Source organism: Flavobacteriales bacterium, assembly GCA_020635795.1.
In the GTDB taxonomy this organism is placed as follows: Bacteria; Bacteroidota; Bacteroidia; order Flavobacteriales_E; family Vicingaceae; genus Vicingus.
In genome coordinates this window covers 168930-195019 of the sequence record JACJZD010000004.1, presented here as the reverse complement: position 1 = coordinate 195019, position 26090 = coordinate 168930, and the positions used below count along the sequence as shown (strand labels likewise).

Annotated in this window: 21 protein-coding genes; 9 read left to right on the top strand and 12 right to left on the bottom strand. The window is 33.5% G+C overall.

Annotated features, from left to right (window positions below):
• Positions 1-281: 281 nt before the first annotated feature.
• From H6589_11140 to H6589_11125, 4 genes are all read left to right on the top strand, one after another.
• On the top strand, positions 282-1562 hold the full coding sequence (locus H6589_11140) for a glycosyl hydrolase 53 family protein (protein MCB9175152.1): 1281 nt from the start codon (positions 282-284) through the stop codon (positions 1560-1562).
• A 10-nt stretch (positions 1563-1572) separates the two neighbouring features.
• Complete coding sequence (locus H6589_11135) at positions 1573-3006, top strand: T9SS type A sorting domain-containing protein (protein MCB9175151.1); 1434 nt, start codon at positions 1573-1575, stop codon at positions 3004-3006.
• 154 nt (positions 3007-3160) lie between these two features.
• Positions 3161-4279, top strand: a complete 1119-nt coding sequence (locus tag H6589_11130; protein MCB9175150.1) for a DUF4268 domain-containing protein — start codon at positions 3161-3163, stop codon at positions 4277-4279.
• Positions 4280-4829: 550 nt separating this feature from the next.
• Positions 4830-7499 carry a hypothetical protein gene (locus tag H6589_11125; protein MCB9175149.1) on the top strand — a complete coding sequence of 890 codons (2670 nt, stop codon included), beginning with the start codon at positions 4830-4832 and terminating at the stop codon, positions 7497-7499.
• 3 nt (positions 7500-7502) lie between these two features.
• Here the strand turns inward: H6589_11125 and H6589_11120 are convergent, their stop codons facing one another.
• Positions 7503-8477, bottom strand: coding sequence for a hypothetical protein (locus H6589_11120; GenBank protein ID MCB9175148.1), 975 nt, complete (start codon positions 8475-8477; stop codon positions 7503-7505).
• Positions 8478-9103: 626 nt separating this feature from the next.
• Between H6589_11120 and H6589_11115 the strand changes: the two genes are divergently transcribed.
• A complete protein-coding gene (locus tag H6589_11115) occupies positions 9104-10534 on the top strand; it encodes a glycosyltransferase family 39 protein (protein ID MCB9175147.1) in 1431 nt (476 codons plus the stop codon).
• Between the two features lie 5 nt (positions 10535-10539).
• On the opposite strand, the gene ligA is transcribed toward H6589_11115, so the two are convergent.
• A complete protein-coding gene (gene ligA / locus H6589_11110) occupies positions 10540-12555 on the bottom strand; it encodes an NAD-dependent DNA ligase LigA (protein MCB9175146.1) in 2016 nt (671 codons plus the stop codon).
• 77 nt (positions 12556-12632) lie between these two features.
• On the opposite strand from ligA, the gene H6589_11105 reads away from it, so the two are divergent.
• Positions 12633-13292 carry a tetratricopeptide repeat protein gene (locus tag H6589_11105; protein MCB9175145.1) on the top strand — a complete coding sequence of 220 codons (660 nt, stop codon included), beginning with the start codon at positions 12633-12635 and terminating at the stop codon, positions 13290-13292.
• Here the strand turns inward: H6589_11105 and H6589_11100 are convergent.
• From H6589_11100 to H6589_11060, 9 genes are all read right to left on the bottom strand, one after another.
• On the bottom strand, positions 13289-13717 hold the full coding sequence (locus H6589_11100; protein MCB9175144.1) for a response regulator transcription factor: 429 nt from the start codon (positions 13715-13717) through the stop codon (positions 13289-13291). The genes H6589_11105 and H6589_11100 overlap by 4 nt on opposite strands.
• Before the next feature lie 103 nt (positions 13718-13820).
• Positions 13821-14030 carry a cysteine-rich CWC family protein gene (locus H6589_11095; GenBank protein MCB9175143.1) on the bottom strand — a complete coding sequence of 70 codons (210 nt, stop codon included), beginning with the start codon at positions 14028-14030 and terminating at the stop codon, positions 13821-13823.
• Entirely contained in the window at positions 13999-14358 is a 360-nt protein-coding gene (gene folB / locus H6589_11090) for a dihydroneopterin aldolase (protein ID MCB9175142.1), read from the bottom strand. The genes H6589_11095 and folB overlap by 32 nt, the downstream gene beginning before the upstream one ends.
• Complete coding sequence (locus H6589_11085; protein MCB9175141.1) at positions 14358-16049, bottom strand: glutamine--tRNA ligase/YqeY domain fusion protein; 1692 nt, start codon at positions 16047-16049, stop codon at positions 14358-14360. The genes folB and H6589_11085 overlap by 1 nt, the downstream gene beginning before the upstream one ends.
• Positions 16049-17596, bottom strand: a complete 1548-nt coding sequence (locus H6589_11080) for a glutamate--tRNA ligase (GenBank protein MCB9175140.1) — start codon at positions 17594-17596, stop codon at positions 16049-16051. The genes H6589_11085 and H6589_11080 overlap by 1 nt, the downstream gene beginning before the upstream one ends.
• 164 nt (positions 17597-17760) lie before the next feature.
• Positions 17761-19194 (bottom strand): PKD domain-containing protein, encoded by a 1434-nt coding sequence (locus H6589_11075; GenBank protein ID MCB9175139.1) that lies wholly within the window; start codon positions 19192-19194, stop codon positions 17761-17763.
• Between the two features lie 44 nt (positions 19195-19238).
• Positions 19239-19883, bottom strand: coding sequence for a lipoprotein signal peptidase (locus tag H6589_11070; GenBank protein ID MCB9175138.1), 645 nt, complete (start codon positions 19881-19883; stop codon positions 19239-19241).
• 68 nt (positions 19884-19951) lie between these two features.
• Complete coding sequence (locus H6589_11065) at positions 19952-20329, bottom strand: TraR/DksA C4-type zinc finger protein (GenBank protein ID MCB9175137.1); 378 nt, start codon at positions 20327-20329, stop codon at positions 19952-19954.
• A gap of 6 nt (positions 20330-20335) precedes the next feature.
• The gene (locus tag H6589_11060; protein ID MCB9175136.1) at positions 20336-23800 is read right to left on the bottom strand and encodes an isoleucine--tRNA ligase; all 3465 of its coding nucleotides are present in this window, start codon (positions 23798-23800) and stop codon (positions 20336-20338) included.
• 102 nt (positions 23801-23902) lie between these two features.
• Between H6589_11060 and H6589_11055 the strand changes: the two genes are divergently transcribed.
• Positions 23903-24283 (top strand): hypothetical protein, encoded by a 381-nt coding sequence (locus H6589_11055; protein MCB9175135.1) that lies wholly within the window; start codon positions 23903-23905, stop codon positions 24281-24283.
• Here H6589_11055 and H6589_11050 read toward each other — a convergent pair.
• Positions 24280-24705: a RidA family protein gene (locus H6589_11050; GenBank protein ID MCB9175134.1), complete on the bottom strand. Its 426-nt coding sequence runs from the start codon at positions 24703-24705 to the stop codon at positions 24280-24282. The genes H6589_11055 and H6589_11050 overlap by 4 nt on opposite strands.
• A gap of 72 nt (positions 24706-24777) precedes the next feature.
• On the opposite strand from H6589_11050, the gene H6589_11045 reads away from it, so the two are divergent.
• Positions 24778-25773, top strand: coding sequence for an aldo/keto reductase (locus H6589_11045; GenBank protein MCB9175133.1), 996 nt, complete (start codon positions 24778-24780; stop codon positions 25771-25773).
• A gap of 10 nt (positions 25774-25783) precedes the next feature.
• Positions 25784-25954, top strand: a complete 171-nt coding sequence (locus tag H6589_11040; GenBank protein ID MCB9175132.1) for a hypothetical protein — start codon at positions 25784-25786, stop codon at positions 25952-25954.
• The last annotated feature ends 136 nt before the right edge of the window (positions 25955-26090 follow it).

The following is a 26090-nucleotide window of genomic DNA, read 5'->3' as shown; positions in this document are numbered from 1 at the left end:
TGGCTTTAAAATAAAAGCACCTAACATTCAATATATAATATGCCCTGTTTCTAGCTTTTGTAGCTTTTTTTAGCTTTTATGGTTTGCTCCATAATTTTTTGCGAGTGGTTACTTATTTACTTTTTGCAAGTTGCATCCTTGCTTTGGTTGGTTTGCTTTGTGGTTACTTATTTTTTATGCTAGTATATGAAGCTATCGCAAAAATTATTACTTTTAAGCATTGTACAAACTGAACGGCACATTACATATTGTGGCGTTAGCAAACATTAAAAACAAACAATATGAAAAGATTTTTTTTAACATTTTTGGGAAGCCTAGTTTCATTAATATCAGTAGGACAAACATTTAATGGACAATTAGGATACGGAGTTTCACCCTTGGGACATTCTGCGGATTTTTCTCAATTTGGAGCATTCTTGAATGAGGTTGGATTAATGTGCAATGGAAATGGTGTAGTGCTTGTTAATGCAAATTGGAGAGACAATATTAATACATCGGGAAGTATACCAACCGTGCATAAGACAGTAAGCCAACTGCAGCCATCTCCATACGGTTATCACGATATGTTGGCTTTTCCATTCGCTGAATATCCAACTTTATTTCTTAATACTAATTCGGATACAACCAACAATTGGACAAACTCAAACATGAAATCCTTATTTCTCCAAATGTTAAGAAACACAGCAGATTCACTTCATCCTGAATATATTTTTATTGGAAATGAAATAAATTTTTACTGGGCTCAAGATTCCGTAGATTTTTTAAATTTTGTTGGATTTTATCATCAAGCCTATGATACCATTAAACTGTATTCACCTAATACGAAAGTTGGAACTATCTTTAACTATGAACATTTATCAGGAAATGGAGTCAATGTTGGATGGAACACTCCTTATTGGAATGCACTCAACGTTTTTAATTTCAATAAAATTGATGTGTTTGGAATGACTGTATATCCTTTTTTTAATTATAATCAAGCCTCCTTAGTCCCTTCAAATTACATGAGTGATTTTTTTCAACAAATTGGCAATAAACAAGTATATTTCACGGAAACTGGTTGGCCTGCTGATTCGTTTATTGGGACTTGGACTTGTTCTCCTCAACAGCAAGAAATTTACATAGATTCTTTAGTCAATTTTGTTTCACAAGGCAATGTTATTGGCCTAAATTGGCTATACCTTCATTATTTAATGGATCCTCAGATAAATGATGGCATCAAAATTTTTAATTCAGTTTCATTAAGAGATTCTCTTGGTTTGGATAGACCTGCTTTGTTAAAATGGACTAATCTTTGTTCAACAACATCTGTTTTGGATAATGAAAGCGAAAGAATGAATTATAAAATTTTTCCAAACCCATCATCTAATTCAGCTATAATTACATCACCATCTAGGTTTAAATATTGTCTTTTAAATAATATGGGTGAAACATTATTTGTGAGCGATTCATATAATACAGAATTTGATATTTATACCAATAATTTACCACAAGGCATTTACTTTGTAAAATGTTTAACGGAAAACAACCATATTCACACACTCAAACTTGTAAAAACAAATTAATAAGAAGAATATGAAAATCACTATTTTAATACTGACAATAGTCTTATTCCATTTTAATGTTAAAGCACAAATTGATACGGTAACTCTAACTGAAAAATCCGCCCATTTTTTTCCATCAATACCAGTAAAGTCTTCCTTCACATCATTATTTGATAAGCGTACTGGAGTGGACTTTGTTTATTCTGCTAATATGGAGTCTGGATTAGGGATATATGATATTTCAAATTCAACCATTATTAATCCAGTGTTGAATTGGCCAATAAGTAATTTTAATAACCTTGATGTTTCTACAATTGAGCAAAGAGGAAACTCTTTATTTGTTGGCATTGGAGATTTTCAGGTGAATACAAATTCTTCATCTGGATTGGCGATTATCGATATTACAAACCCAAGCGTGCCAATTATAAAAGATATATGGGACAGCACATTATTCGACCATGGAATATCTCACCTTATTGTTGAAGGTAATTACGCATATCTATCGACAATGACTGATGGAATAATTATATTAGACGTATCAAACGAAAACAATATTTTATTTAAATCACATTTACAGTTAGATTTAAACTTCCCATCATCTTCTTCAAATGCACACAACGCTAGAGGTTTGAAATATAAAAACGACACTTTGTATGTGTGCTTTGATAGAGGAGGTTTACGTGCTATAGATGTTACAAATAAAAATAACCCTATTGAAGTATATAAATACATAAACACATCGTTAAATTCTCAAGCTGCTGCTGCTTACAATGATATAGCAATAAAAGGGAACTATGCATTTGTATCTGTGGATTATTGCGGGCTTGAAGTGCTTGACATAAGTTCAATCCCTTTTACTTCTGTGCAATGGTTTAATCCTTGGGGATGCAACAATACCAATTGGAGTGGAGCCCATTTGCACACCAACGAAGTAATACTTTCAAATAACGACAGCCTACTGTTTGTCACGGCAGGACAATCGGAATTATTTGTATTTGATGTAACAAGCCCTATGACCGTTTCTAAGGTTGGTGAGTATGTAAACTTAAATGACACACTTGCAACACATGGTTTGGATGTGTGGAATGATAAAATTATTTTAAGCTTCATTCATACCCCTTTTCACATTCCACCATTTACACCATTTTTTGCTGACCCTGGAGGGTTAAAACTATTAAATTTTAGTTTCTCTACATTATCGACTTCTATTAGCGAAACTACCTTGAACAACGGATCACTTAAAATATATCCCAACCCTAACGAAGGACAAAATTTGTTTATTTCTAGTAATTCAGAGTTGGTAAGTATAAGGATGATGAATTCGACAGGACAGCTTGTTTTTGTTGAATTAAAAATAAACCAAAAGGAATATTCAATAGAGTTACCAGCAATCAAATCAGGTGTATATTTTCTTTTAATTGAGACAAAAGATGGACAAAAAACGGAGAAAGTTATAATAAATTAACGTTTGCTAACAATGTATATAAAAAATAGGCAAAATACCAGTATAATGAAGTGTTTTAGCTCTTATCAAAGGTTTTGTTTAACCGAAAGTTTAATGCTTTGAAACCGCCTACTTTTCATATACTTTACCCTTTACCACACATAAGAAAAACTGAATGTACATAATTGACCGAGAGAAAAATAGAATATCTAAATTGAAACAAAAGTCGTTTTCTGAATTGAAATTTAGAGAAAGAGAACACTTGCAAGAATGGATTGCCAATAATCCCACTTCACTTGGAGAAGAATTACTAATAATACAAAAAGAATTTAGTGGATTTAGCGAAACGAACGAACGACTTGATTTACTTGCTTTAGATAAGCTTGGAAACTTAGTAATAATTGAAAACAAACTTGATGATTCAGGCAAAGATGTTACTTGGCAAGTAATTAAGTATGCTTCTTATTGTGCAAGTTTGACCAAACAAGACATTTTAAAAATCTATCAAGACTTTTTAGGAACAACAGCAATTGCTCAAGATAAAATATCAGAGTTTTTTGATAATCGAGAAATTTCAGAAATCTTACTAAATCAAGGACTTAATTCACAGAGACTGATTTTGGTCGCTGCTAATTTTAGAAAAGAAGTCACATCATCTGTGCTTTGGTTAATGAATTTTAAAATTAGACTTCAATGCTTTAAGGTTACACCATTTGAGTTAAATGACCAGTTATTTTTAAATGTAGAGCAAATACTACCGACAAAAGACACAGAAGATTTTGCAATAAGTATTGCGACAAAAGCTCAAGAAGAAATTGAAGTTCAAGAAACCTTAAAAAACAGACATCATATAAGATTGAAATTTTGGGAGCAATTTATAAATGCAAGTAATCAAAAAAACAATTTGTTTTCTAATAACTCGCCCTCAAAAGAAAATTGGATTGGAAAAGGTATTGGAATGAGCGGTGTAAATATCAATTTAGCCGCAAGTAGTTCATATTGTAGGAGTGAAATCATTTTCAACCGTGGAAGCAAAGAAGAAAACAAGGAACTATTTGACTTTGTTTATAAAATGAAAGACAAAATAGAATCTGAATTTGGAGCAGAATTGACTTGGGAAAGAATGGATGAAAATGTTACTTGTAGAATTAAATATCAACTTGATGGAGTTAATTACTTTGAAGAAACAGATTGGCAAAAAATGAATGAATTTTTGATTGATGCGTCTGTTAGAATGGAAAAAGCATTTAAAGAACCAATAAAGAAATTAAACAGCTACTCGAAAAGAAAATAAATACGTGTGGTAACAAGGTATATAGCAAATAGGGCGTTCGGTGGTTAACGAAAGTTCAGAGCAATTTACCAACACCGCCAAATTTTTAATTTGGCTTTTAAGATGAATAAGTTAAAAACAAAATATAAAAATGTGGCTCAGAGCAAACCCGAAAGTTTATCGCTTTCTACTGCCCTACTTGCCATATACTAACCGTTGTAAGCAAGCCTAAAGAACGACCGTACTCCGAAAAAACAGACTTCTGAAAAACGAACTTTGACATCTTAACATAAACTTACGGACTGACTTTGGAAATACACAAGCCGACACGAATGTTTTAAAAATTTTCCCACCGCACATTTTAAAAATTAATTTTAGCCCACCGCACATTGGCACATTTGCAAAACCGCACAAGCCGACACACGACCCAAGTTTTGCAAAAGAGCCAATATCCCAACACTCAACAGACTGTTGAAAATTAAATTCAAAAAAATCTTATCAAGCAATGTGATGTTCAAAAATTGTTTTTACTTTTGCGAAGTAACTATCATAAACTGATACTTGTTTCAAAATGGCAAAACAATTTTATAAAGCTGTCTATTTCAGCGACTACCCTTCGGAAGATTCAAAAGATAAGTCTGTAACACTTGCGTTTAGTGAGCCAGAAGAACCATACTATTCCAAAGTAAAAGACTTGACAACTCAAGAAATAAAAGAACTGATTGGCATTGAAACATATAAACAGCTTACACTTTTTGCCGAGAAACAAGAGCGTTCAATTAACCAAGTTGTAAAAAGACTTATCAAGCAAAAACTTCCTGAAATAGACAAAGTTGAAGGCGTTACAGAGAAAGATGTAACATTTGTAAAAAGTAAAAACATCCCATTTCAAAGATGGTATCCTTACATTGAAGGCTATTCTCCTGACTTTGTAAAATCATTAATAAAAAACTATGGAATAACAGATACTCTAATCTATGAACCTTTCGCAGGTACAGGCACAACACTCCTTGCGGCTGATGATTTAGGACTATCAACAGTATATTCAGAAGTAAATCCTTTATTACAGTTTTTAATTCAAACAAAGCTCAATGTTTTAAAAGCAAAAGAGTCTCAAAGGAAAAAGCTGTCCAAAGACCTAAAGGATATTCAAAAAGTTGTACTGAAGAACCTTAATAAGTTTGAAGAAGATAAATCTTTAAGAGAATCCTATAAATCTCTATTCTCTGATAAAAAATATTTCCCTGATGAAACTCTTGAGCAGGTATTAAAACTAAGGTCATATATTGATATTATTAAACTAGAAGATGAACTACTAGCTGATACTCTAACCGTAGCTGTTATTTCTTGTCTACTCCCTGTATCATTTCTTAAGAAAGTTGGAGATGTAAGATTCAAAACAGCGAAAGAAATTGAGAAAGACCTGAAAACATTTAATGATATTTTGCCAGAAAAAATTGGAAATATTGCCGAAGATATTTTGAATTTTGACTATAAGCTAAAAGGAAAGCCCGAATTTATTCTTTCAAATGCAAAGAATATAGGTCGTGTAAATGATTTAAAAATCGGAGCAATCATTACAAGTCCGCCTTATCTAAATGGCACAAACTATTTCAGAAATACAAAAGTAGAGCTTTGGTTTTTAAGGTATTTACAGTTCGAAAATGATTTGCGATTTTTTAGAGACCAAGCATTAACAAGTGGAATTAATGATGTTAAAAAGGAATATGCCTATGTCAATGGACTTGATATAGCTTCAAAAAGTAGTTTGCTGAAAGCGACACTTATTGAGCTGAATAAAAATGCTTATGATTCTAGAATTCCGGTAATGGCACAGAGCTACTTTAAAGAAATGTACACAATCTTTAATGATGCAAAACCATTACTAGCTCAAAATGCTAAAGTTCTTATTGATATTGGGGATTCTATTTTTAGTGGCGTACATATTAATACAGATGACATATTAATTGAGTTAATGCAGGGATTAGGGTATGAATTCGTTGAAAACAAGATTTTAAGGAAAAGACGTTCTAGAAATCAAGAAATACTTACCCAGTCATTATTGGTTTTTGAATACAAAGAAAAACAACCAAATTCTGTAAACGGAAAAATAAAACTTCATTGGAAAAAGAACTGGGACAGTTTCAGAAATGAAATCCCCCATCAACAAGAACCATATTCAAGTAGAAATTGGGGGCATAATAATCACTCTCTTTGCTCGTACCAAGGTAAGTTAAAACCAGCAATTGCACATCATCTTGTTAAGACTTTTGTACCTGAAAATGGTTCTGTTCTTGACCCTTTTTCAGGTGTAGGAACAATTCCTTTTGAAGCAGCGTTAACGGGAAAATTATCCTATGGCATTGATATTAGTTTGCCAGCTTACTATATCTCTTATGGTAAAGTAAATACACCAATTTCTTCTGAATCATTTTCTTATATAGAAGCATTGGATAATTTTATTAAAGCCAATAAGTGTACTAAAAAAGAAATTGATGAAGTTAAAAATTTTGGATTTAACAAAAAGCTATCTGAATACTATGAAGAAAACACGTTAAAAGAAATATTGCTTGCTCGTAGATTTGTAAAGGAAAATTATCCGTCCACACCAAGCGAAATGTTAGTAGTTGCTTCATTACTTCATATTCTTCACGGCAATAGACCTTATGCTTTGAGCAGACGTTCACACCCAATTGTTCCGTATGCACCTACTGGGGATTTTATCTACAAAAGCCTAATCGAAAAGCTTTGCGAAAAAGTAAACAGAGTAATTAACGAAGAATTACCGCTTAATTTTAAAAACGGTAAAATATTTAATCAAGACACAACGATAGTTTGGCCACAAGAAATTAATAACCTAGATGCTATAATTACTTCACCACCGTTTTTTGACAGCACTAGATTTTATTTGGCTAACTGGATTAGAATATGGTTTACTGGATGGTCAGAAATTGACTTCAAACATCAACCTAAATCATTTATAGATGAAAGGCAAAAAATTGATTTTGCCATTTACGAATCCATATTTAGACAAGCAAAAGAACGTATGAAAAAGGATGGCACTTTTGTTCTACATTTAGGGAAAAGCAATAAATGTGATATGGCATTAGAACTTCAAAAAATAAGTAAGCGTTGGTTTAAAACTGCTGACTTATTTGATGAAAGTGTAGAGCATTGCGAATCACACGGTATAAGAGATAAAGGAACGGTAACTTCGCATCAATATCTCGTACTTGTATAGAAACTATTCGAATCCTAGCAGCTTTTTATTTTCGAGAGAAAGATTATCTACCAATTCATATACGAGCAAAATCTTTTTGATTTCTTTTATACGTTTTGGCAGGTCTGACTTTTCTCTGACTTGCAAATAACGTTCAACTCCCTTATTGACATCTATGTTGTGATTCATTATTGGGAGCTTATTTGAAATCAAGTCAATATTTGCTCCTGTAATTCTGGCAAGATCAATTAACTCATTATTTGTATAGAACTTACTTGGCCATTTATCTCTTTTATTTTCGTTAGCATTTTTTGAAAGTAATGCTGCATTTTCCTTTTTAAGTGGATAGAGATATTTTGATGGTAAAATGTGGTCAATTGACCAGGTATCGCGTTGATTAATATCTAATGGTTCTTTTGTCTTGAAACATCGACTTTCAAATCTTTTAAATAAATCCTGAAAGTCAATTGATTCGTTTTCTTCTTCTATAAATAAATCAGCTATTCTTCTTCGAACGGCAGATTCGTGTAACTGCTCTTTTGTTCTTTTGGGATTTAAAACTGCATTAATGGCTCCCTTACAACTCCTACATTCCATTTGCTTCTCCAAAGGACCCCAGCCTGAATGTTTGCTAAAAGCATTGAAAGGCAAAATTCGAGTACAAACATTACATTGCTTCCAATATGATTCAGGGTGTTCAGTTGCAATCCGAAAAAAACCTTCCCAAAATCGCAAAGCAGTAGTGGAATCAGCACTGTTATATTCTTCTTCCCAGTTATCAAAAGGCAAATCGGTTTCTTTTGAGTGAATAAATCCACAATGTTCGCATTTCCAAACAGCCGTTTCAATTGCTTCTTGTGGCGTCAGCAACTTTTGTCCGACTTGGACATAGTTCATTTCTTGGCAACTTACACATTTATATGCCACCCAAGCATCGTGATAAGGAATACCACCTACTCTTAGAATTCCTGTATTATTTACCGTTTTTCTTCTTGCCATTAACTTCTTTAAAAGATTTTTCACAATCGACAAAGGTAAATAATTAAAATTAAACCCTTTTCACAAGTGTAAGCACATTTGCAATTCGCACAAGCCAATGCACAAACCAAAAATTGCAAAAGAGCTTCCACCTGCCAACCCGAAGGAAAAATTATTTTTTAAATCTCTCCCTTCCAAAATTCTTAAAAACAGCGGACACACAAAGCTGAGATTAATAAGGACAAACCAGAACTTGAAAGGAAAAGCCAGCTTACAACATTGTATAAACGTAATGCGGGTTGAATCGCTAAAATTTATTATTTTGGCTACTATTAAAGTTTCGTGTTGGCAGACAGCATATCGCTCCAAAATCCCGCACTACGCTTATACTTGACCGTTAGACATTTAAAATTTCTCGTTTCTCTTCGGGTTGCTTAGCTTTAAAACAACCATTTCGTTCCTCAACGGTTGTTTTAAGAAAAAAACAGCTTACACCTATTAACCCAACTCTTTCTTATATCAATTGAATAAAATAGAAATCCTGTTTAAAGTCTGATTGAATTATTAAATTTGAAAAACCCAACAGCATTAAAAGGTATCATTCAATTTATTTTCTATTGGCAATAATTAAAGAAAAGCTGGCACAAATGAGCATAAAAAATTTGCTGATAGACATCCGTTTTTGGATATTTTTTTTCTTTTTAATTAGGTTAATAGGAATTACAAACCCACCGCTTGAAGTTAGCCATAATTGGAGGCAAACCACCGTAACAATGGTTTCGAGAAATTTTTTAGAAACTAACAACAATATATTTTACCCCAGCATTGATATAGCAGGTGAAAAAACTGGCATTACAGGAATGGAATTTCCGTTGCTTAATTATTTGCATTATTTGGTTTCTGTGTTGTTTGGCTACCAACACTGGTATGGGAGGTTAATCAATTTAATTATTTCAAGTTTTGGGCTTTGGTTCTTTTATAAGTTGTTAAAAAAATATTTTACTGAGCAACATGCATTTTACGCTACCATCATTTTAATTGTCTCCATTTGGTTTCAGTTTTCTAGAAAAATAATGCCCGATACCTTTTCTATGTCTATGATTTTAGCTTGTATATACTATGGATCAAATTATTTAGAAACCCACCTACATAAAAAGCAATACCTGTACTTAATTAGTTATTTAATACTGCTAACATTAGGTTTATTATCAAAACTCCCTTCTGGTTATTTATTAATTGTTTTTGTGATTTTTTTTCTAAACAAAAACATCTCGTTAAACAGAAAATTAATATTTTCTACAGTAACATTTTTTGGATTAATTCCTGTAATGATATGGTACTTTTATTGGGTTCCTTACCTTGTTGAAAAATTTGGTTTTTTGCATTTCATTATGGGTAAAAGCTTTAGTCAAGGTTTTACCGAAATAGCCCAAAATATTTCTGAAACGCTTAAACGGTTTTATGATACCCCACTTAAATATATTGGTTTTGCTGTTTTCTTATTTGGCTTAATGGTATCCATTATTAAAAAAGAGTGGAAAATTTATTCCGTTTTTGCTTTAAGTTTATTTGGCTTTTCCATCATCATTTTTAAGTCGGGTTATACATTTCCTCATCATAACTATTACATCATTCCGTTTGTCCCTGTTATGGCATTGGTTGCAGGTTACGGTTTAATCAAAATGCAAAACACTAAACTTGCTTTAATCGTTTTAATTGCTATTTCTGTTGAAGGCATCGCCAACCAAACACATGATTTTAGCATAAAGGAAAACGATTTAGGTATTTTAAATCTAGAAATGGATTTGGATAAAATATCGAACCAACATGACTTGATTTTGATAAATAGTGGCAACTACCCTACGCCAATGTATTTTTCGCACCGAAAAGGATGGGTAGCCGACAACCATACCATTAGCAACGAAAAATACATTGAAGAATTAAAAAATAAAGGACTGAAATACATTGTAATCTTAAAACGTAGTTTTAGTTCTGAAATAAAACTAAATCAATATAAAGTGGTGCTAGAAAATAACGATTACTGTATTTACGATGTTTCCAATACAATAAATGAGTAAAGCTTTTAAATCATCTCACTAAATGTATGCTCATCAATAATTGCAACGCCTAACCCGGTGGCTTTCTCTAATTTGCTTGGCCCCATGTTTTCGCCAGCAACAATGTAACTGGTTTTTTTAGAAATAGAACCCGAAACCTTGCCTCCATTTTGCTCAATCAACTCTTTTAACTCATCGCGGCTGAACAAGCTAAAAACCCCTGAAACCACAAAGGTTAACCCTGCCAATTTATCGCTAGTATTTTGTAATTGGGTTTCAGACAAGGAAAACTGCAAGCCAATATTTTTTAACTCTTCTATTAACTTTAAGTTTTGCTCTATGGCGAAATATTGAATAATGCTCTCAGCAATTTTATCTCCTATTTCGTCAGCTGCAATCAATTCTTCAAAACTGGCATGCATAATTGCATCAATATTTTTAAAATGTTTGGCTAATTTCTTGGCAACGGTTTCTCCTACAAATCGAATTCCTATGGCAAATAATACGCGTTCAAAAGGTACTTTTTTAGAGTCCAACAATCCTTGCAATAAATTATTTACCGATTTTTCTGCCATTCGCTCCAAAGGCAATAATTGCTCTATAGTTAATGTGTATAAATCTCCAATATTTTTAACCAACCCTTCATTAAACAATTGTTCAATGGTTTCTTCTCCCAGCCCATCAATGTTCATGGCTTTTCGGCTAATAAAATGCTGCATTTTACCTTTTATTTGTGGCGGACAACCCCACTCATTAGGACAATAATGCTTTGCATCTCCTTCGGTTCGTTCTAACTTGGTATTGCATTCGGGGCAATGAGTAATATACTGGGTAGGTTGAGAAAAAATATCACGTTGCGATGCTTCAACCCCAACAATTTTAGGGATAATCTCCCCTCCTTTTTCTACAAAAACCCAATCGCCTTCTCTGATGTCAAGTTTTTCAATTTGGTCGGCATTGTGTAAAGAAGCTCGTTTTACAGTTGTTCCAGCCAATAAAACTGGATCTAAATTGGCAACAGGTGTTATAGCCCCCGTTCTGCCTACCTGATAAGTAATTTCCAACAATTTGGTTTTTACTTTTTCAGCTTTAAATTTATAAGCAATTGCCCATTTGGGAGATTTTGCTGTAAAACCCATTTCCTCTTGTTGGCGATACGAGTTTACTTTAATTACAATTCCGTCAATATCAAAATTGAGGTTATTTCGTTCCTTGTCCCAATAATTGATAAACTCAAATATCTCATCAATATTTTTACATTTTTTTATAAACTTATTTTTTACTTGAGGAACTTTAAACCCCCATTTACCAGCCATTTCTATAGATTCGAAATGTGTTTTAAAAGGCAAATTTTCTCCCAAAACAAAGTACAAATAGCTGTCTAATTTTCGTTGAGCAACCACTGCTGAGTCTTGCATTTTTATGGTTCCAGAAGCAGTATTCCTGGCATTTGCATACAATTGTTCTCCTATTTCTTCCCGTTCTTTGTTTAACTCCTCAAACACGTCTTTTGGTAAAAAAATCTCGCCTCTTATTTCAAATTCTTTGGGGTAATCGGTTCCATGCAATTGCAAAGGAATTGATTTTATGGTTTTAACATTGGTGGTAATATCATCGCCTTGCGTACCATCGCCACGCGTTAACGCTCTTGTTAATTTTCCATCAACATAAGTGATGCCAATTGCTACACCATCATATTTAAGCTCACATACGTATTCAATCTCATCTTCCACCAATTTTTTAATACGCGTTTCAAAATCGGTTATTTCCTCTTTGCTGTAACTATTTCCCAACGAAAGCATGGGATATTTGTGTTTTACCGTTTCAAATTCTTTGGTAACCTCACCTCCTACTCTTTTTGTAGGAGAGTTTTCTTCAGCTAAATCAGGAAATTCGCTTTCGAGTTTAATCAACTCTTCCAACAACATATCAAAATCATAATCAGTAATGGTAGGGTTCGACAACACATAATAATTGTAATTGTGCTGATTAATTGTACTGGTTAAACTACTTATTTTCGATTTTGCTTCTTCGTGGGTCATGCCTAATGCTTTTTTTGCGTTTTCTAAATTAAAAATTCTAGTGCTTACTTCGTAACTTTGAACTTAAAATAATTTATATGCAACGGTTAGAAGAGGGAAAAAAATTGTATCAAGAACAAAAATTTGATGCTGCTATTGAAACGTTAAACTCTTTTCTTGAAGCATATCCCAATCATGCAGACGGATTGTTTTATAGAGGGGTGTGTTTACGTAAAATAGATAAATTTAATGCTTCTATTACTGATTTTAATGCTTTACTAAACAAGTTACCCGACGAACCCACATTGCTTTGTGAAAGAGCCATTTCTTTATTTAAAAACGAACAATTAGAACTGGCTATGCTAGATTTGAACAAAGCAGTAGAGTTGGACTCAAACAATCCTTATAGATATACCAGCAGGGCTTTTATAAGAGCTTATGTAGATATTGATGGTGCTATTGAAGACTACCAAAAAGCCATAGCATTAGACCCTGAAGATGAAATTGCATACAACAACTTGGGTTTATTGCAAGAACAAAAAGGGAATTTTAAAGAGGCTAAACAAAATTTTAAAAAGTCGAACAAAATAATTGGTTACAACCCAGAGGCAAAAAACAATAAACAAGAAGTAAATATTGAACAAAAAAGCGAACAAAAAACTTACCACAATGCTTGGGAATTGTTTTTAGGTTTGTTTACATCAAGTGCTGTTCGAAAAGAGTATGTTCGATTTATGAAAAACTTTTTTAAACGTTAACTTGGTAAAGCATTAAAAGCAAGCAACTGCTTGGTTTTATCGCATAAAAACATGTTCCCTTTAAACACCTCTTTTATAGCTTCTTCATAAACACTTATTTCTGAATCTTTATTTATATAACCCAAAGCTCCTGCATCTAGTAATGTTTTAATTTCGAAAGGGTTATTTAAAAATGAAAAAATAATGATTTTAGCATTCGGATTGGTATCTATAATCCCTTTAAGTGCTTCTAAACCATTCATTTCTGGCATGCTGTAATCCATTAATACTACATCATAGTTAACATTTTGAACAGCAAATAAAGCTTCCAAACCATCTGCTGCTTCAGCAACTATCTCTATCTGTTTTGAACGTTTTAAAAGTATTCGGATACAATCCCTTATAATATCTCTATCATCAACCAACAATAATTTTATTTTTTCCATACCTAAAATATTTATAAGGTAAAGGTTATAATAAAGTATAAAAATAAAAACGGTAATTATTGGTAATTTAAACTACTCAAAAACGTATAAAAATTAAGTATATCTACTTAATTTTTAATGCTAAAATGCATTTTTCGCACAAACAGTTGTCGTAGTTTTCTTTAAGATAGGTAAGTTGCTCGGCTGTTAATTGGTGATTCTCGCACCAACAACCTCGTTCTAAATTCTGACAACCAAATGGTTCCTTGCATTTAGAACAAATCTTTTGCGTGATTTTAGTGTTATTTTCGATGTTCGATAAGCTTAACTGCAACAGCATCAATATGTCCACCCAAAGGAGGGTTTAACTTAGAAATTTTAATATCAATTGTTTCAATAGAAGGGAAAGAAGAAAATAAATTTTTTACGCATCTACCTGCAACATGCTCTAATAATTTTGAAGGTATTTCCATTTCTTTTTTTATAACATGAAAAACAGTTTGATAATTCACCGTATCTTCCAAATTATCAGACAGTGAAGATTTTTTTAAATCTACATCCAACACCACATCTACTAAAAAATGTGTTCCTATCAAGGTTTCTTCTTTAAAGCAACCATGATAAGCGTAAATTTTTACTCCTTCAACGTAAATTTTTCCCATTATTTCTTATCTCCTCCCCAACCATCTTTCAATGTTGCAGTTCTATTGAATATCAAGTTATCTGCAGTCGAATCTTTATCTACACAGAAGTAACCAATTCGTTGAAATTGAAATTTTTCTTGAGGCTTAGCTCCTTTAACCGCTAGCTCAACTTTACAATCCTTTAAAACAGTTAGCGAATCTTTATTAATCAAAGTTTTAAAATCTACCTCTTTTTCTGCATCTGGTAATTCTACAGTAAACAACCTGTCGTAAATGTTAACTTGTGCATTAACATTGTGCGAAGCTGAAACCCATTGCAAAGTACCTTGAACCTTTCGTTTACTTTCTTCCGAGCCACTTCCACTCTTGCTTTTTTCATCGTAGGTACATCTTACCTCAACAACATTTCCCTGAGCATCTTTTATCACTTCTTGTCCGAAAATAATGTAGCCGTGTTTTAAACGAACTTCTTTCCCTATACCCAATTTAAATACCTTGTTTGGGCATTCTTCCATAAAATCGTCATGCTCAATATAAATTTCTCTTGAGAAAATCATTTCACGGTGCCCTGCATTTTCATCTTCTGGGTTATTTTCAGCAAAAACAGTTTCAGTTTTTCCTTCAGGATAATTAATAATAACCAATTTTAATGGGTTTAACACCGCCATTAATCTGTTGGTTGTTTTATTTAAATCAGCACGAATACATGATTCTAACAAGGCAACATCAATCACTTGACCTCTTTTAGAAACGCCTGCTGTATCAATAAATTTTCGAATAGACGCAGGTGTATATCCTCTTCGTCGTAACCCTGAAATAGTAGGCATTCGAGGATCGTCCCAACCAGAAACCATCTTTTCTTCAACCAACTGAATGAGTTTTCTCTTGCTCATTACCGTGTAATTCACATTAAGCCTTGAAAATTCACGTTGTTTGGGGCGTAGTTTTTTCTCGTCATACACTTGGTCTAAAAACCAATCGTACAATTCTCTGTGAGGTTTAAATTCTAACGAACAAAGTGAATGTGAAATTTGCTCCACATAATCCGATTCACCATGCGCCCAATCGTACATCGGGTAAATACACCAATCGTTTCCTGTTCGGTGATGATGTTTGTGCATTACTCGATACATAATCGGATCTCTCATTAACATGTTGGTGTGGGTCATATCAATTTTTGCTCTCAACACGTGTTCGCCTTCCTTAAATTCACCTTGTTTCATTTTGTTAAACAAGTCTAGATTTTCTTCTACACTTCTATTTCTATATGGTCCATCAACCCCAGTTGTAGTTGGTGTACCTTTTTGTTTAGCCATTTCTTCTGATGATTGCGAGTCGACGTAAGCCTTACCGTTTTTAATCATTTCAACAGCCCAATCGTATAACTGTTGAAAATAATCTGATGAATAACATTCTTCAGCCCATTTAAAACCCATCCAAGCCAAATCATACTTAATAGCATCAACATACTCTTGTTCTTCTTTTGAAGGGTTGGTATCATCAAACCTCAAATTAACAGGTGTATTGTATTTTTCACCTAAACCAAAATTTAAACAAAATGCTTTAGCATGACCAATGTGTAAATAACCATTAGGCTCTGGAGGAAATCTGAATTTTAATTTATCGGTGGTATATCCAGCCTTTAAATCTTCTTCAATAATTTGCTCAATAAAATTAAGCGGTTTGTGTTCTTCGTTATTATTTTCCATTAGGCTGTAATCTCATTTTTAATATTCTCAATACCTGCATTTAATCTTTTAATCGATTCTTCTTTACCAATTACTTCCATAATATCGAACAAAGAAGGACCACCTCCAACACCCGTAATAGCTAGTCTGATTGCTATCATTGCTAATCCAAAACCTATCCCTTTTTCTTCAACATAGGTTTTAAAAGCTGCTTCTAAAACCGTAGCTTTAAATTCAGTATTCGAAAAAACAGTTATTAATTCTGCAACAATTTTAGGAGAATCTTCTTTCCATTTTTTCTTTACTGTTTCAGCATCGTACAAAGTTGGTGCAGTAAAAAAGTAACTTCCATTTTTATAAATATCTCCTAAAAACGTAGCTCGTTCTTTCATTAACCCACAAACTGATTCAACAACCTTTTTATCAATATTAATAATCCCTTCTGATTCAAGTATAGGTTTTATTAATTGAGCCAATTCTTCGTTAGATTTTGCTCTCAAATACTGCTCGTTAAACCACTTGGTTTTCTCTGGATCAAACTTTGCACCTGATTTCCCTACTCTTTCCAAATCAAACGATTGAATCAATTGTTCTAATGAAAATATCTCTTGTTCAGTTCCTGGGTTCCAGCCTAAAAAAGCCAACATGTTGATGAATGATTCAGGGAAATAACCACTTTCTCTATATCCATTAGAAATTTCCCCTTCTGGTGATGTCCATTCAATAGGAAAAACTGGAAATCCTAATCGATCTCCATCACGCTTACTTAATTTACCATTTCCATCAGGTTTTAATAACAGAGGTAAATGGGCAAATTCAGGCATCACATCTTCCCAACCTAAAAAACGATACAACAATACATGCAATGGACCTGATGGCAACCATTCTTCACCTCTAATTACATGAGAAATTTTCATCAAATAATCGTCAACTACATTTGCCAAATGATAAGTTGGCATTCCGTCAGATTTGTACAATACTTTATCGTCAAGATTAGTTGAATCTACAACCACCCAACCTCTAATAATATCTTTAAATTTTATTTCTTCGTTACGAGGAATTTTAACACGAACCACATATGGTGCTCCAGATGCTAATCTACTCTTCACTTCCTCCGCAGAAAGTGAGATAGCATTTTTCATAGAATGACGAGTGGTACAATCGTATTGTTGAGATGAACCTCCTTCTGCTTTTAATCGCTCACGCATTGCTTCCAATTCATCAGGTGTATCAAATGCATAATAAGCATGTCCGGCTTCTAAAAGTTGGTCAACGTATTTTTTATATATACCTAATTTATTTCTTTCCGACTGGCGGTATGGTCCACATTCACCACCTTCAACACCAACACCTTCGTCAAACTTCAACCCTGACCACTTTAACGATTCTAAAATGTAATCTTCAGCACCAGCTACATATCTTGTTTGGTCGGTATCTTCAATTCTCAACAAAAAATCACCACCATGCTTTTTTGCAAACAAATAATTGTACAATGCTGTTCTTACACCACCAATGTGCAATGGCCCTGTCGGACTTGGTGCAAACCTTACTCTTACTTTTCTATCCATCTTTATTTTTTAGATCTCGTTTTTCAACGAGATAAGTTCAACTAACTATTTTTTTCAAAATAGCGTTTCACTAAATTTTTTGAGGTTGCAAATATACCCAATATCGGAAAATAAAAAAGCCCTTTAGACATTTATCTAAAGGGCTTTAAATAACTGTTTATGTATTATTTATCTACTACAATTCTTTTGGTAAATACCTTTTGTCCGTTGGATGTTACCGACACAAAATAAACCCCCGAATTAAACTCATCGGTAAGAATTTTTACTTTCGATAAATTAATATCCTCAATGGTTTTTATTTTCTTACCCACAATATCAGTAACTATAACCGTTGGTTCGATATAGCTCGTTGGAATTTCAACGGTAAAAAATCGTTTGGCTGGAATAGGATAAATTTTCACTTCTTTTGACGTAGCTATTTCTTTCTGTCCTACTACAAATGAAACTGTTTGGCAATTTTGGCTTGAGCCACATGCACTATCATTAACAACTGTTAAACAAACTGTATAATTTGCAGGAGTTGAAAAGGTATGGATAGGATTTTGTGTGGTAGCAGTATCTCCATCACCAAAATCCCAATAATAAGTAGTTCCATTTAACGAGGCATCTGTAAATTGGTATGTTCCACTACCCAAATGATTAAAACTGAAGTTTGCAGAGGCAGTATCTATAATCGTAACAGGCATGATTGAATCAATTACACAATTTAAAGAGTATCCATATTGTACAATTTCAAAATTGGTATTATAAACTCCTCCGCTTGAATAAGTATGCGTATAATTAGAATCGAATGAAACAACAGTTAAAAACTCGTCAACATCTAAACTAAATGAAGGTTTAGCAGGATTAAACATAGCGTTATACACTATTGATGAGTTATTCGTAAATGTTATTGGTGTTCCTATACAAACATCATTGGTGTCAACCGAATAATTCGGTACAACCAAATCTTCAAAAATTGGATTGATTATCATGTCTACATCCCAAGAACCAGCATAAGCAATGTATAAATTGTACCAAACACCTTGATAAGCCAACACACTCAGTTTTTCGGCAGCACCATCACCGTAATCGTTAGTAGCATAATATGGGTTAGATGGATTTAATGTATCTATTTCAATAACCACAACAAACGAATCGGAAACAGCTATTGGTGTTGAAAACATTAAATTTTGAGTAGCAAATCCAACATCATGAACAAAAACTGTATCAGAGCCTAAAATAGTGGTTGGTTTTAGTCCTGCACCCAAATCTCTAACACTAATAACCATACTTACCGAATCTTTATTTCCAGGAATACCATCTAAATCCAAAGTCATGTAGGTATTAATACCATGCACCAATCCATTGCCTGCAAAATAATAAATCTGACCAACTGCACCAATATAGGTGGTATATTCCATGGTATCGAGCAAAATATCTGATGCCTTTGAAGCTGGATATTCAATAATATCAATACAACTATTTGCTTTGTATAACGAGGTTATTTCAGCTATTTTGGGTGATACAACCTTTGTTGGTTGTATAAACGGCGTTTGAGCAACTAACGACAATGTTAAAAACCCTAACACAACACCTAAAAAATAATTTTTTTTCATAACCATAAGAATAATAAACACGTAACTGCTTTACGTATTTAGTTTCAAATGGTTACTTCTTCGTCTTTATTGATTGGTTTTGTTTTAAAAAAGTCTCTGTGAAAGATGAAAATCAAGGCTATTCCAATAGAAATTGAAGCATCGGCAACATTAAAAACTGGGCGGAAAAATAAATATTCCTCGCCTCCCCAAAATGGAAACCAATCTGGGAAAACTCCATGAAAAAGTGGAAAAAAGAACATATCTACAACTCTTCCATGTAAAAAAGAAGAGTAACCACCTCCTTCAGGTAAAAAAGTTGCAATTTGGTTCAAACTGCTGTTAAAAATTTTTCCATAAAAAGCACTATCAATAATATTACCTAAAGCACCTGCAAGCACTAAAGCTCCACAAATTTTTAATCCTTTTGGGGTTTCTTTTGGTAGCGTAAACAACACATAACCTATTGCCGAAACAGCAACAATTCGAAATATACTCAAGGCTAATTTTCCGTAATCTCCACCGAATTCCATTCCAAATGCCATACCCGGATTTTCAATAAAATTGATGTAAAACCAATTACCAAATACAGGAAATTCTTGCCCCAACATCATATGGGTCTTTACCCAAATTTTTGAATATTGGTCTACCAATAAAACCAAAAAGATGATGGTAACGGGGTGACTTATAAAATTTAAAAATTTCTTCATGGATGATTAAAAAAAATCGCTTCAAAGTTAAACAATGAAGCGACTTTTAACACTTTTTATTTTTTTAATTATCCTTGAGCTTCTTTAGCTTCAATACTTAATGTTGCGTGAGGTACTGCCATTAATCGTTCTTTTTTGATTAATTTACCTGTAACTCTACAAATACCATAGGTTTTGTTTTGAATTCTAATCAAAGCGTTTTCTAAGTTTTTTACAAATTTTTCTTGACGCTGTGCTAACTGAGCCACTTCCTCTCTAGATAATGTTCCCGCACCATCTTCCATCATATTAAAAGAATGTAAGGTGTCGTTTGTACCATTATCATCAGCATGAGATAAAGAAGATTTTAAACCATCTAAATCTAACTTAGCTGCTTCAACTTTTTTTTCAATCAAGGCTTTAAACATTGCCAATTCTTCGTCTGTATATCTATTTTTTTCTGCCATATCGTTTTAATTTAATTTATCTATCGAGATTAACGTAGACACATTTTCGTCCAATTCTACGAGAACTCCGTTATTTTGTTCTAAAACTTCTACTAAATCTAATTTATTGGTTAAAGTTTCAGAGCAAATATAATTTTTATTCTTAATTATTGCTTCATTTATTTCGTCGTGTTTTACAATTTTAAGCGAAATTTTATCCGTTACTTCAAAACCGCTGTCTTTTCGCAAGTTTTGAATTCTATTAATAAACTCACGAGCAATTCCTTCTTCTTTTAATTCTTGAGAAAGTGTTATATCTAAGGCCACTGTTAATCCATTTTCGGTAACCACCAACCATCCTGGGATATCTTGTGTGGCAATTTCAACATCGTTGTTATCTAACACTACTTCTTCTCCTTCAACAGTCAGTTTTACTCCATTGTTTTTTTCAAAATTTTGGATATCATCCTGATTAAACTGAGTAACAACAGCAGCTATTTGTTTCATGATTTTACCATATTTAGGACCTAAAGTCTTAAAATTTGGTTTAATGCTTTTCACCAAAACTCCCGCTGTATCTTCTAAATATTCAATTTCTTTAACATTAACTTCAGAAAGAATCAAATCAGCAACATCCTGTAATTGACGTTTAAATTTTTCATCTAAAATTGGCACCATTATTTTTTGCAAGGGCTGACGAACTTTTATCTGTTCTTTTTTTCTCAAACTCAATACCATCGACGAAACTTGCTGAGCAATTTCCATTCGTTGCTCTAAATCAACATCAATATAACTTTCGTTTGCCGCAGGAAAATCGGACAAATGCACTGATACAGCATTTCCTTTACCACTAATTTTGCTTAAATCGGTATACAATTTATCGGAATAAAATGGTGCAATTGGTGATGATAATTGAGCCACTACTTCCAAACAACGATACAAGGTTTGATACGCTGCAATTTTATCTTCAGAATAATCTCCTTTCCAGAAACGTCTTCTACACAAACGAACGTACCAATTACTTAAATGGTCGTTTACAAATTCTTGAACAGCACGACCAGCTTTTGTAGGCTCGTAAGTGTTGTACAACTCATCCACTTCTTTGATTAAGGAGTTGAGTTTTGAAATGATCCAACGATCAATTTCTGGTCGTTTTTCTAATGCAATTTCAGCTTCTTGGTACTTAAACCCATCAAGATTGGCATACAAAGCAAAGAAACCGTAAGTGTTGTATAATGTTCCAAAAAACTTACGTTGAACTTCAGCTATTCCATCAATATCAAATCGTAAATTATCCCAAGGTTGGGCATTGGTAATCATGTACCAACGAGTAGCATCAGGACCATACTTATCCAATGTTTCAAATGGGTCGATAGCATTTCCTAAACGTTTAGACATTTTTTGTCCGTTTTTGTCTAACACCAAACCGTTTGAAACCACATTTTTGTATGCAATATTATCAAAAACCATAGTTGCTATCGCATGAAGCGTAAAAAACCAACCTCTAGTTTGGTCAACACCTTCAGCAATAAAGTCGGCAACACCTAAATGTTCTTTTTCAATCAAGTCTTTATTTTCGAAAGGGTAATGCAACTGTGCTGTTGGCATAGAACCCGAATCAAACCAAACATCAATTAAATCAGTTTCGCGTTTCATGGGTTTACCCGATGCAGAAACCAAGATTACCTCATCCACATAATTTTTATGCAAATCGAATTTATCATAATTGGCTTTGGTCATATCACCAACAACAAAATCAGCCAATGGGTTTTTAATCATTAACCCTGCTGACATTGATTTTTCTATTTCTCCTTTTAATTGCTCAACCGAAGAAATACAAATTGCCTCCGCACCATCTTCTGTTCTCCAAATTGGAATGGGGATTCCCCAATAACGCGAACGCGATAAATTCCAATCGTTCAAGTTCTCTAACCAATTACCAAACCTTCCTGTACCTGTACTTTCAGGTTTCCAGTTAATGGTTTTGTTCAAGGCAATCATACGCTCTTTAACCGCAGTAGATTTAATAAACCATGAATCTAATGGGTAATATAAAACAGGCTTATCAGTTCTCCAACAATGCGGATAACTGTGTTCGTATTTTTCAACTTTAAACGCCTTATTTTCTTCTTTCAGTTTAATAGCAATTTCTACATCAACCGATTTCTCTGGCTCTTCCCCTGTATTGTAATATTCGTTCTTCACAAATTTACCTGCAAACTCACCCATTTCTGGTCGGAATCTACCTTGTAAATCAACTAAAGGAACTGCATTTCCGTTCTCATCTAACACCAACATTGGTGGAACTCCTGCTTCTTTAGCCACTTTAGCATCATCAGCACCAAAAGTTGGAGCAATGTGTACGATACCTGTTCCATCTTCGGTAGTTACAAAATCTCCAGGTATTACTCTAAAAGCTTTATCAGCATTTTCATAAGGTAATGCATAAGGCAATAATTGTTCGTATTGGATATCTACTAAATCTGAACCTTTACATTCAGCTAAAATTTTATAAGGAATGGTTTTATCTCCATCTTTAAAATTTTGAAAATCTTCCTCAGAAACACTTTCAAAATAAGGTTTTGAAAATTGTTTAGCCACCAAGTTTTTAGCTAAAACCAATTTTACTGGTAAAAATGTATATTGATTAAAGGTTTCTACCAACACATAATCAATATTTTTTCCAACAGCCAACGCTGTATTCGATGGTAAAGTCCAAGGTGTGGTTGTCCACGCTAGGAAGAAAGCCCCACCCAACCTCCCCGAAGGGGAGGAATTTGCCAACGCGCTATCCAAATTAAAAGCCTTGCTAATGGAATTTTCCATTCCCCCTTCGGGGGTTAGGGGGCTTTTAAACTGCGCTACAACCGTTGTATCTTTTACATCTTTGTAACAACCCGGTTGGTTTAACTCGTGCGAGCTTAAACCTGTACCTGCAGCAGGTGAATAAGGTTGGATGGTATAACCTTTGTACAACAAGTTTTTCTTGTACAACTCACCCAACAACCACCAAACCGACTCTATGTATTTGTTTTCGTAAGTAATGTATGGGTCGTTCATATCCACCCAATACCCCATTTGTTTGGTAAGGTTGTTCCAAATATCGGTGTAACGCATTACGGCTTCTTTACAAGCATTGTTGTATTCTTCAACTGTAATTTTTTTTCCGATATCTTCTTTGGTAATTCCCAATTCTTTTTCAACTCCCAACTCTACTGGTAAACCGTGCGTATCCCAACCAGCTTTACGTTTAACTTGATAGCCTTTTAATGTTTTGTAGCGACAAAAAATATCTTTTATAGCACGCCCCATAACGTGGTGAATACCTGGTAACCCATTTGCTGAAGGAGGTCCTTCAAAAAAGACAAAAGGTTTGTTCCCTTCTCTGGTTTCAACGCTTTTTTCAAAAACCTTGTTTTCCTCCCATCTATCCAATACTTCTTTGGCAACATTTGGCAGGTTTAATCCTTTATATTCTGTGTATTTGCTCATTTTTAAGGCTAATTTCGAAACGCGAAATTAACGAATTTTAATAAACTTTTAATTCAAGTAATAATTCACTGTTAGTTATTTGATTATCTTTGGTTTAGAAAAATGAAAACCGTAGAATTACATAAAGCCTTTTGCTCCTTATTAGAAGAGGGCGTAATCAATGTTAGATACAAAGATGATGTGGAAATTGAGATAGAAGATGTTGTTGAATTAAGAAAAGTTACTGAAGAAATGACGGGAGGAAAATGCTATGTTTCTGTTTATGAAGCAGGAAACCATACTATCATTACAAAAGAAGCTAGAGAAATTTCTTCAAATGACGAACACATTAAAAATAGAAAGGCTTTAGCTATTGTTGTACAAAGTTTAGCACAACGTATAATTTCAAATTTCTTCATGAAATCAAACAAAGACATTCATCCCATTAAAGTATTTAGCTCTAAAACAAAAGCTTTAATATGGGCTAAATCACATTTAAATTAAATTGTAGCAATACACTTTAATTCAATACAAATTGGTGATGGCAATGCATTTACCTCAACGGTAGTTCTACAAGGCTGATTGGTATTAAAATATTCGGCATAAACTCGGTTGTAGGTTTTAAAATCACGTTTCATGTCAGTTAAAAAAACTGTAACATCCACAATTTTATCCCAGTCAGAACCAGATTCTTCTAAAATTACTCTAACATTATCAAACACCGAACGGCATTGAGCTTCAAAATCAAAAGCCTCGTAGTTACCGTTTTTATCATACTTTAAGCCTGGTATGTTGGCTTCTTCGCTACCCGAACCAGCTGCTCTCGGACCAACACCCGATAAAAACAATAAATTACCCACCTTACGAGCATGAGGATATAACCCCATTGGTTTTGGTGCTTTGTTTGAGTTTATTTTATCTGACATACCTGCTTTTGTTTCCTCAAATTTATAATTTTTAATACCTTTAAAGCAAATAAAACAAATAGAATTTTAAAAATGGAATACAGAAGATTAGGAAAGTCAGGTTTACAATTGAGTGAATTATCGTTAGGGAGTTGGTTAACTTTTGGTAAGCAAATAGAAAACAATACTGCCGAAGATTTAATGAAAATTGCCTACGATAATGGTGTTAATTTTTTTGATAACGCCGAAATTTATGCTCGTGGAGAATCTGAAATAGTGATGGGAAAGGTGCTGAAGAAAATGAAATGGGACAGGGATTCTTATTGTGTTTCGAGTAAAGTATTTTTTGGTTTTAGAGGTACTGAAAATACAAAACCCAACCAAAATGGCTTAAGTAGAAAACATGTTTTTGAGGCTTGCCACCAAGCATTAGACAGACTAAAAGTGGATTATTTAGATTTGTTTTTCTGTCATAGACCCGACAAAAATACACCCATTGAAGAAACCGTTTGGGCGATGCACAACCTCATTACACAAGGTAAAATTTTATACTGGGGAACATCTGAATGGAGTGCTCAAGAAATTATGGAAGCACACATGGTTGCTAAACAGTACAATTTAATTGGTCCTACCATGGAGCAACCACAATACAACATGCTACACAGAGCAAAAGTAGAAGTAGAATTTGACCAAATATATAAAACGGTTGGTTTAGGAACTACGATTTGGTCTCCTTTAGCTTCGGGAGTGTTAACGGGTAAATACAATCAAAATAAAGACCCAAAAGGAACTCGACTTAACATGGAAGGAATGGATTGGTTAAAAAAATCTGTTTTAGAAAAAGAAAACATTAAAAAAGCTGAAAAACTAAGTGTTTTAGCGAAAGAGTTGGGAATGAGTTTACCCGTTTTAGCTATTGCTTGGTGTCTAAAAAACCAACAGGTGAGCACGGTTATTCTTGGAGCAAGTAAAACTGCTCAACTTAAAGAAAACTTTAAAGCCATTGATGCAAAAAACAAATTAACACCTGACGTTATCGAACAAATTGAAAAGATTTTAAATAACAAGCCTGTGATACCAACATTTTAAATTTTAAGAAATGGCTGGAGTAGAAAAAACTGGATTTGGTGAAAAAGAGGCTCTTGTTGGTAAAACCAATAACCACAAAGGTGGTTACTGGGGTATTCGAGGTAGTAATAATGGCTGTATTTCATACATTATTATAGGGCTTGTGGTAATTGGTTTATTTTTAATAATGTATTTCCTTTAAGGAAATTAATATATTTATACTATGAGCTTAGGTAATGTTACCAAATTTTTCGTCGCTCCTATTGGTCAAAAAGGAAGATATGGAGATAATGGGAGAAGTGGATGTTTAAGATATCTTATAATGATTGTTATTCTTA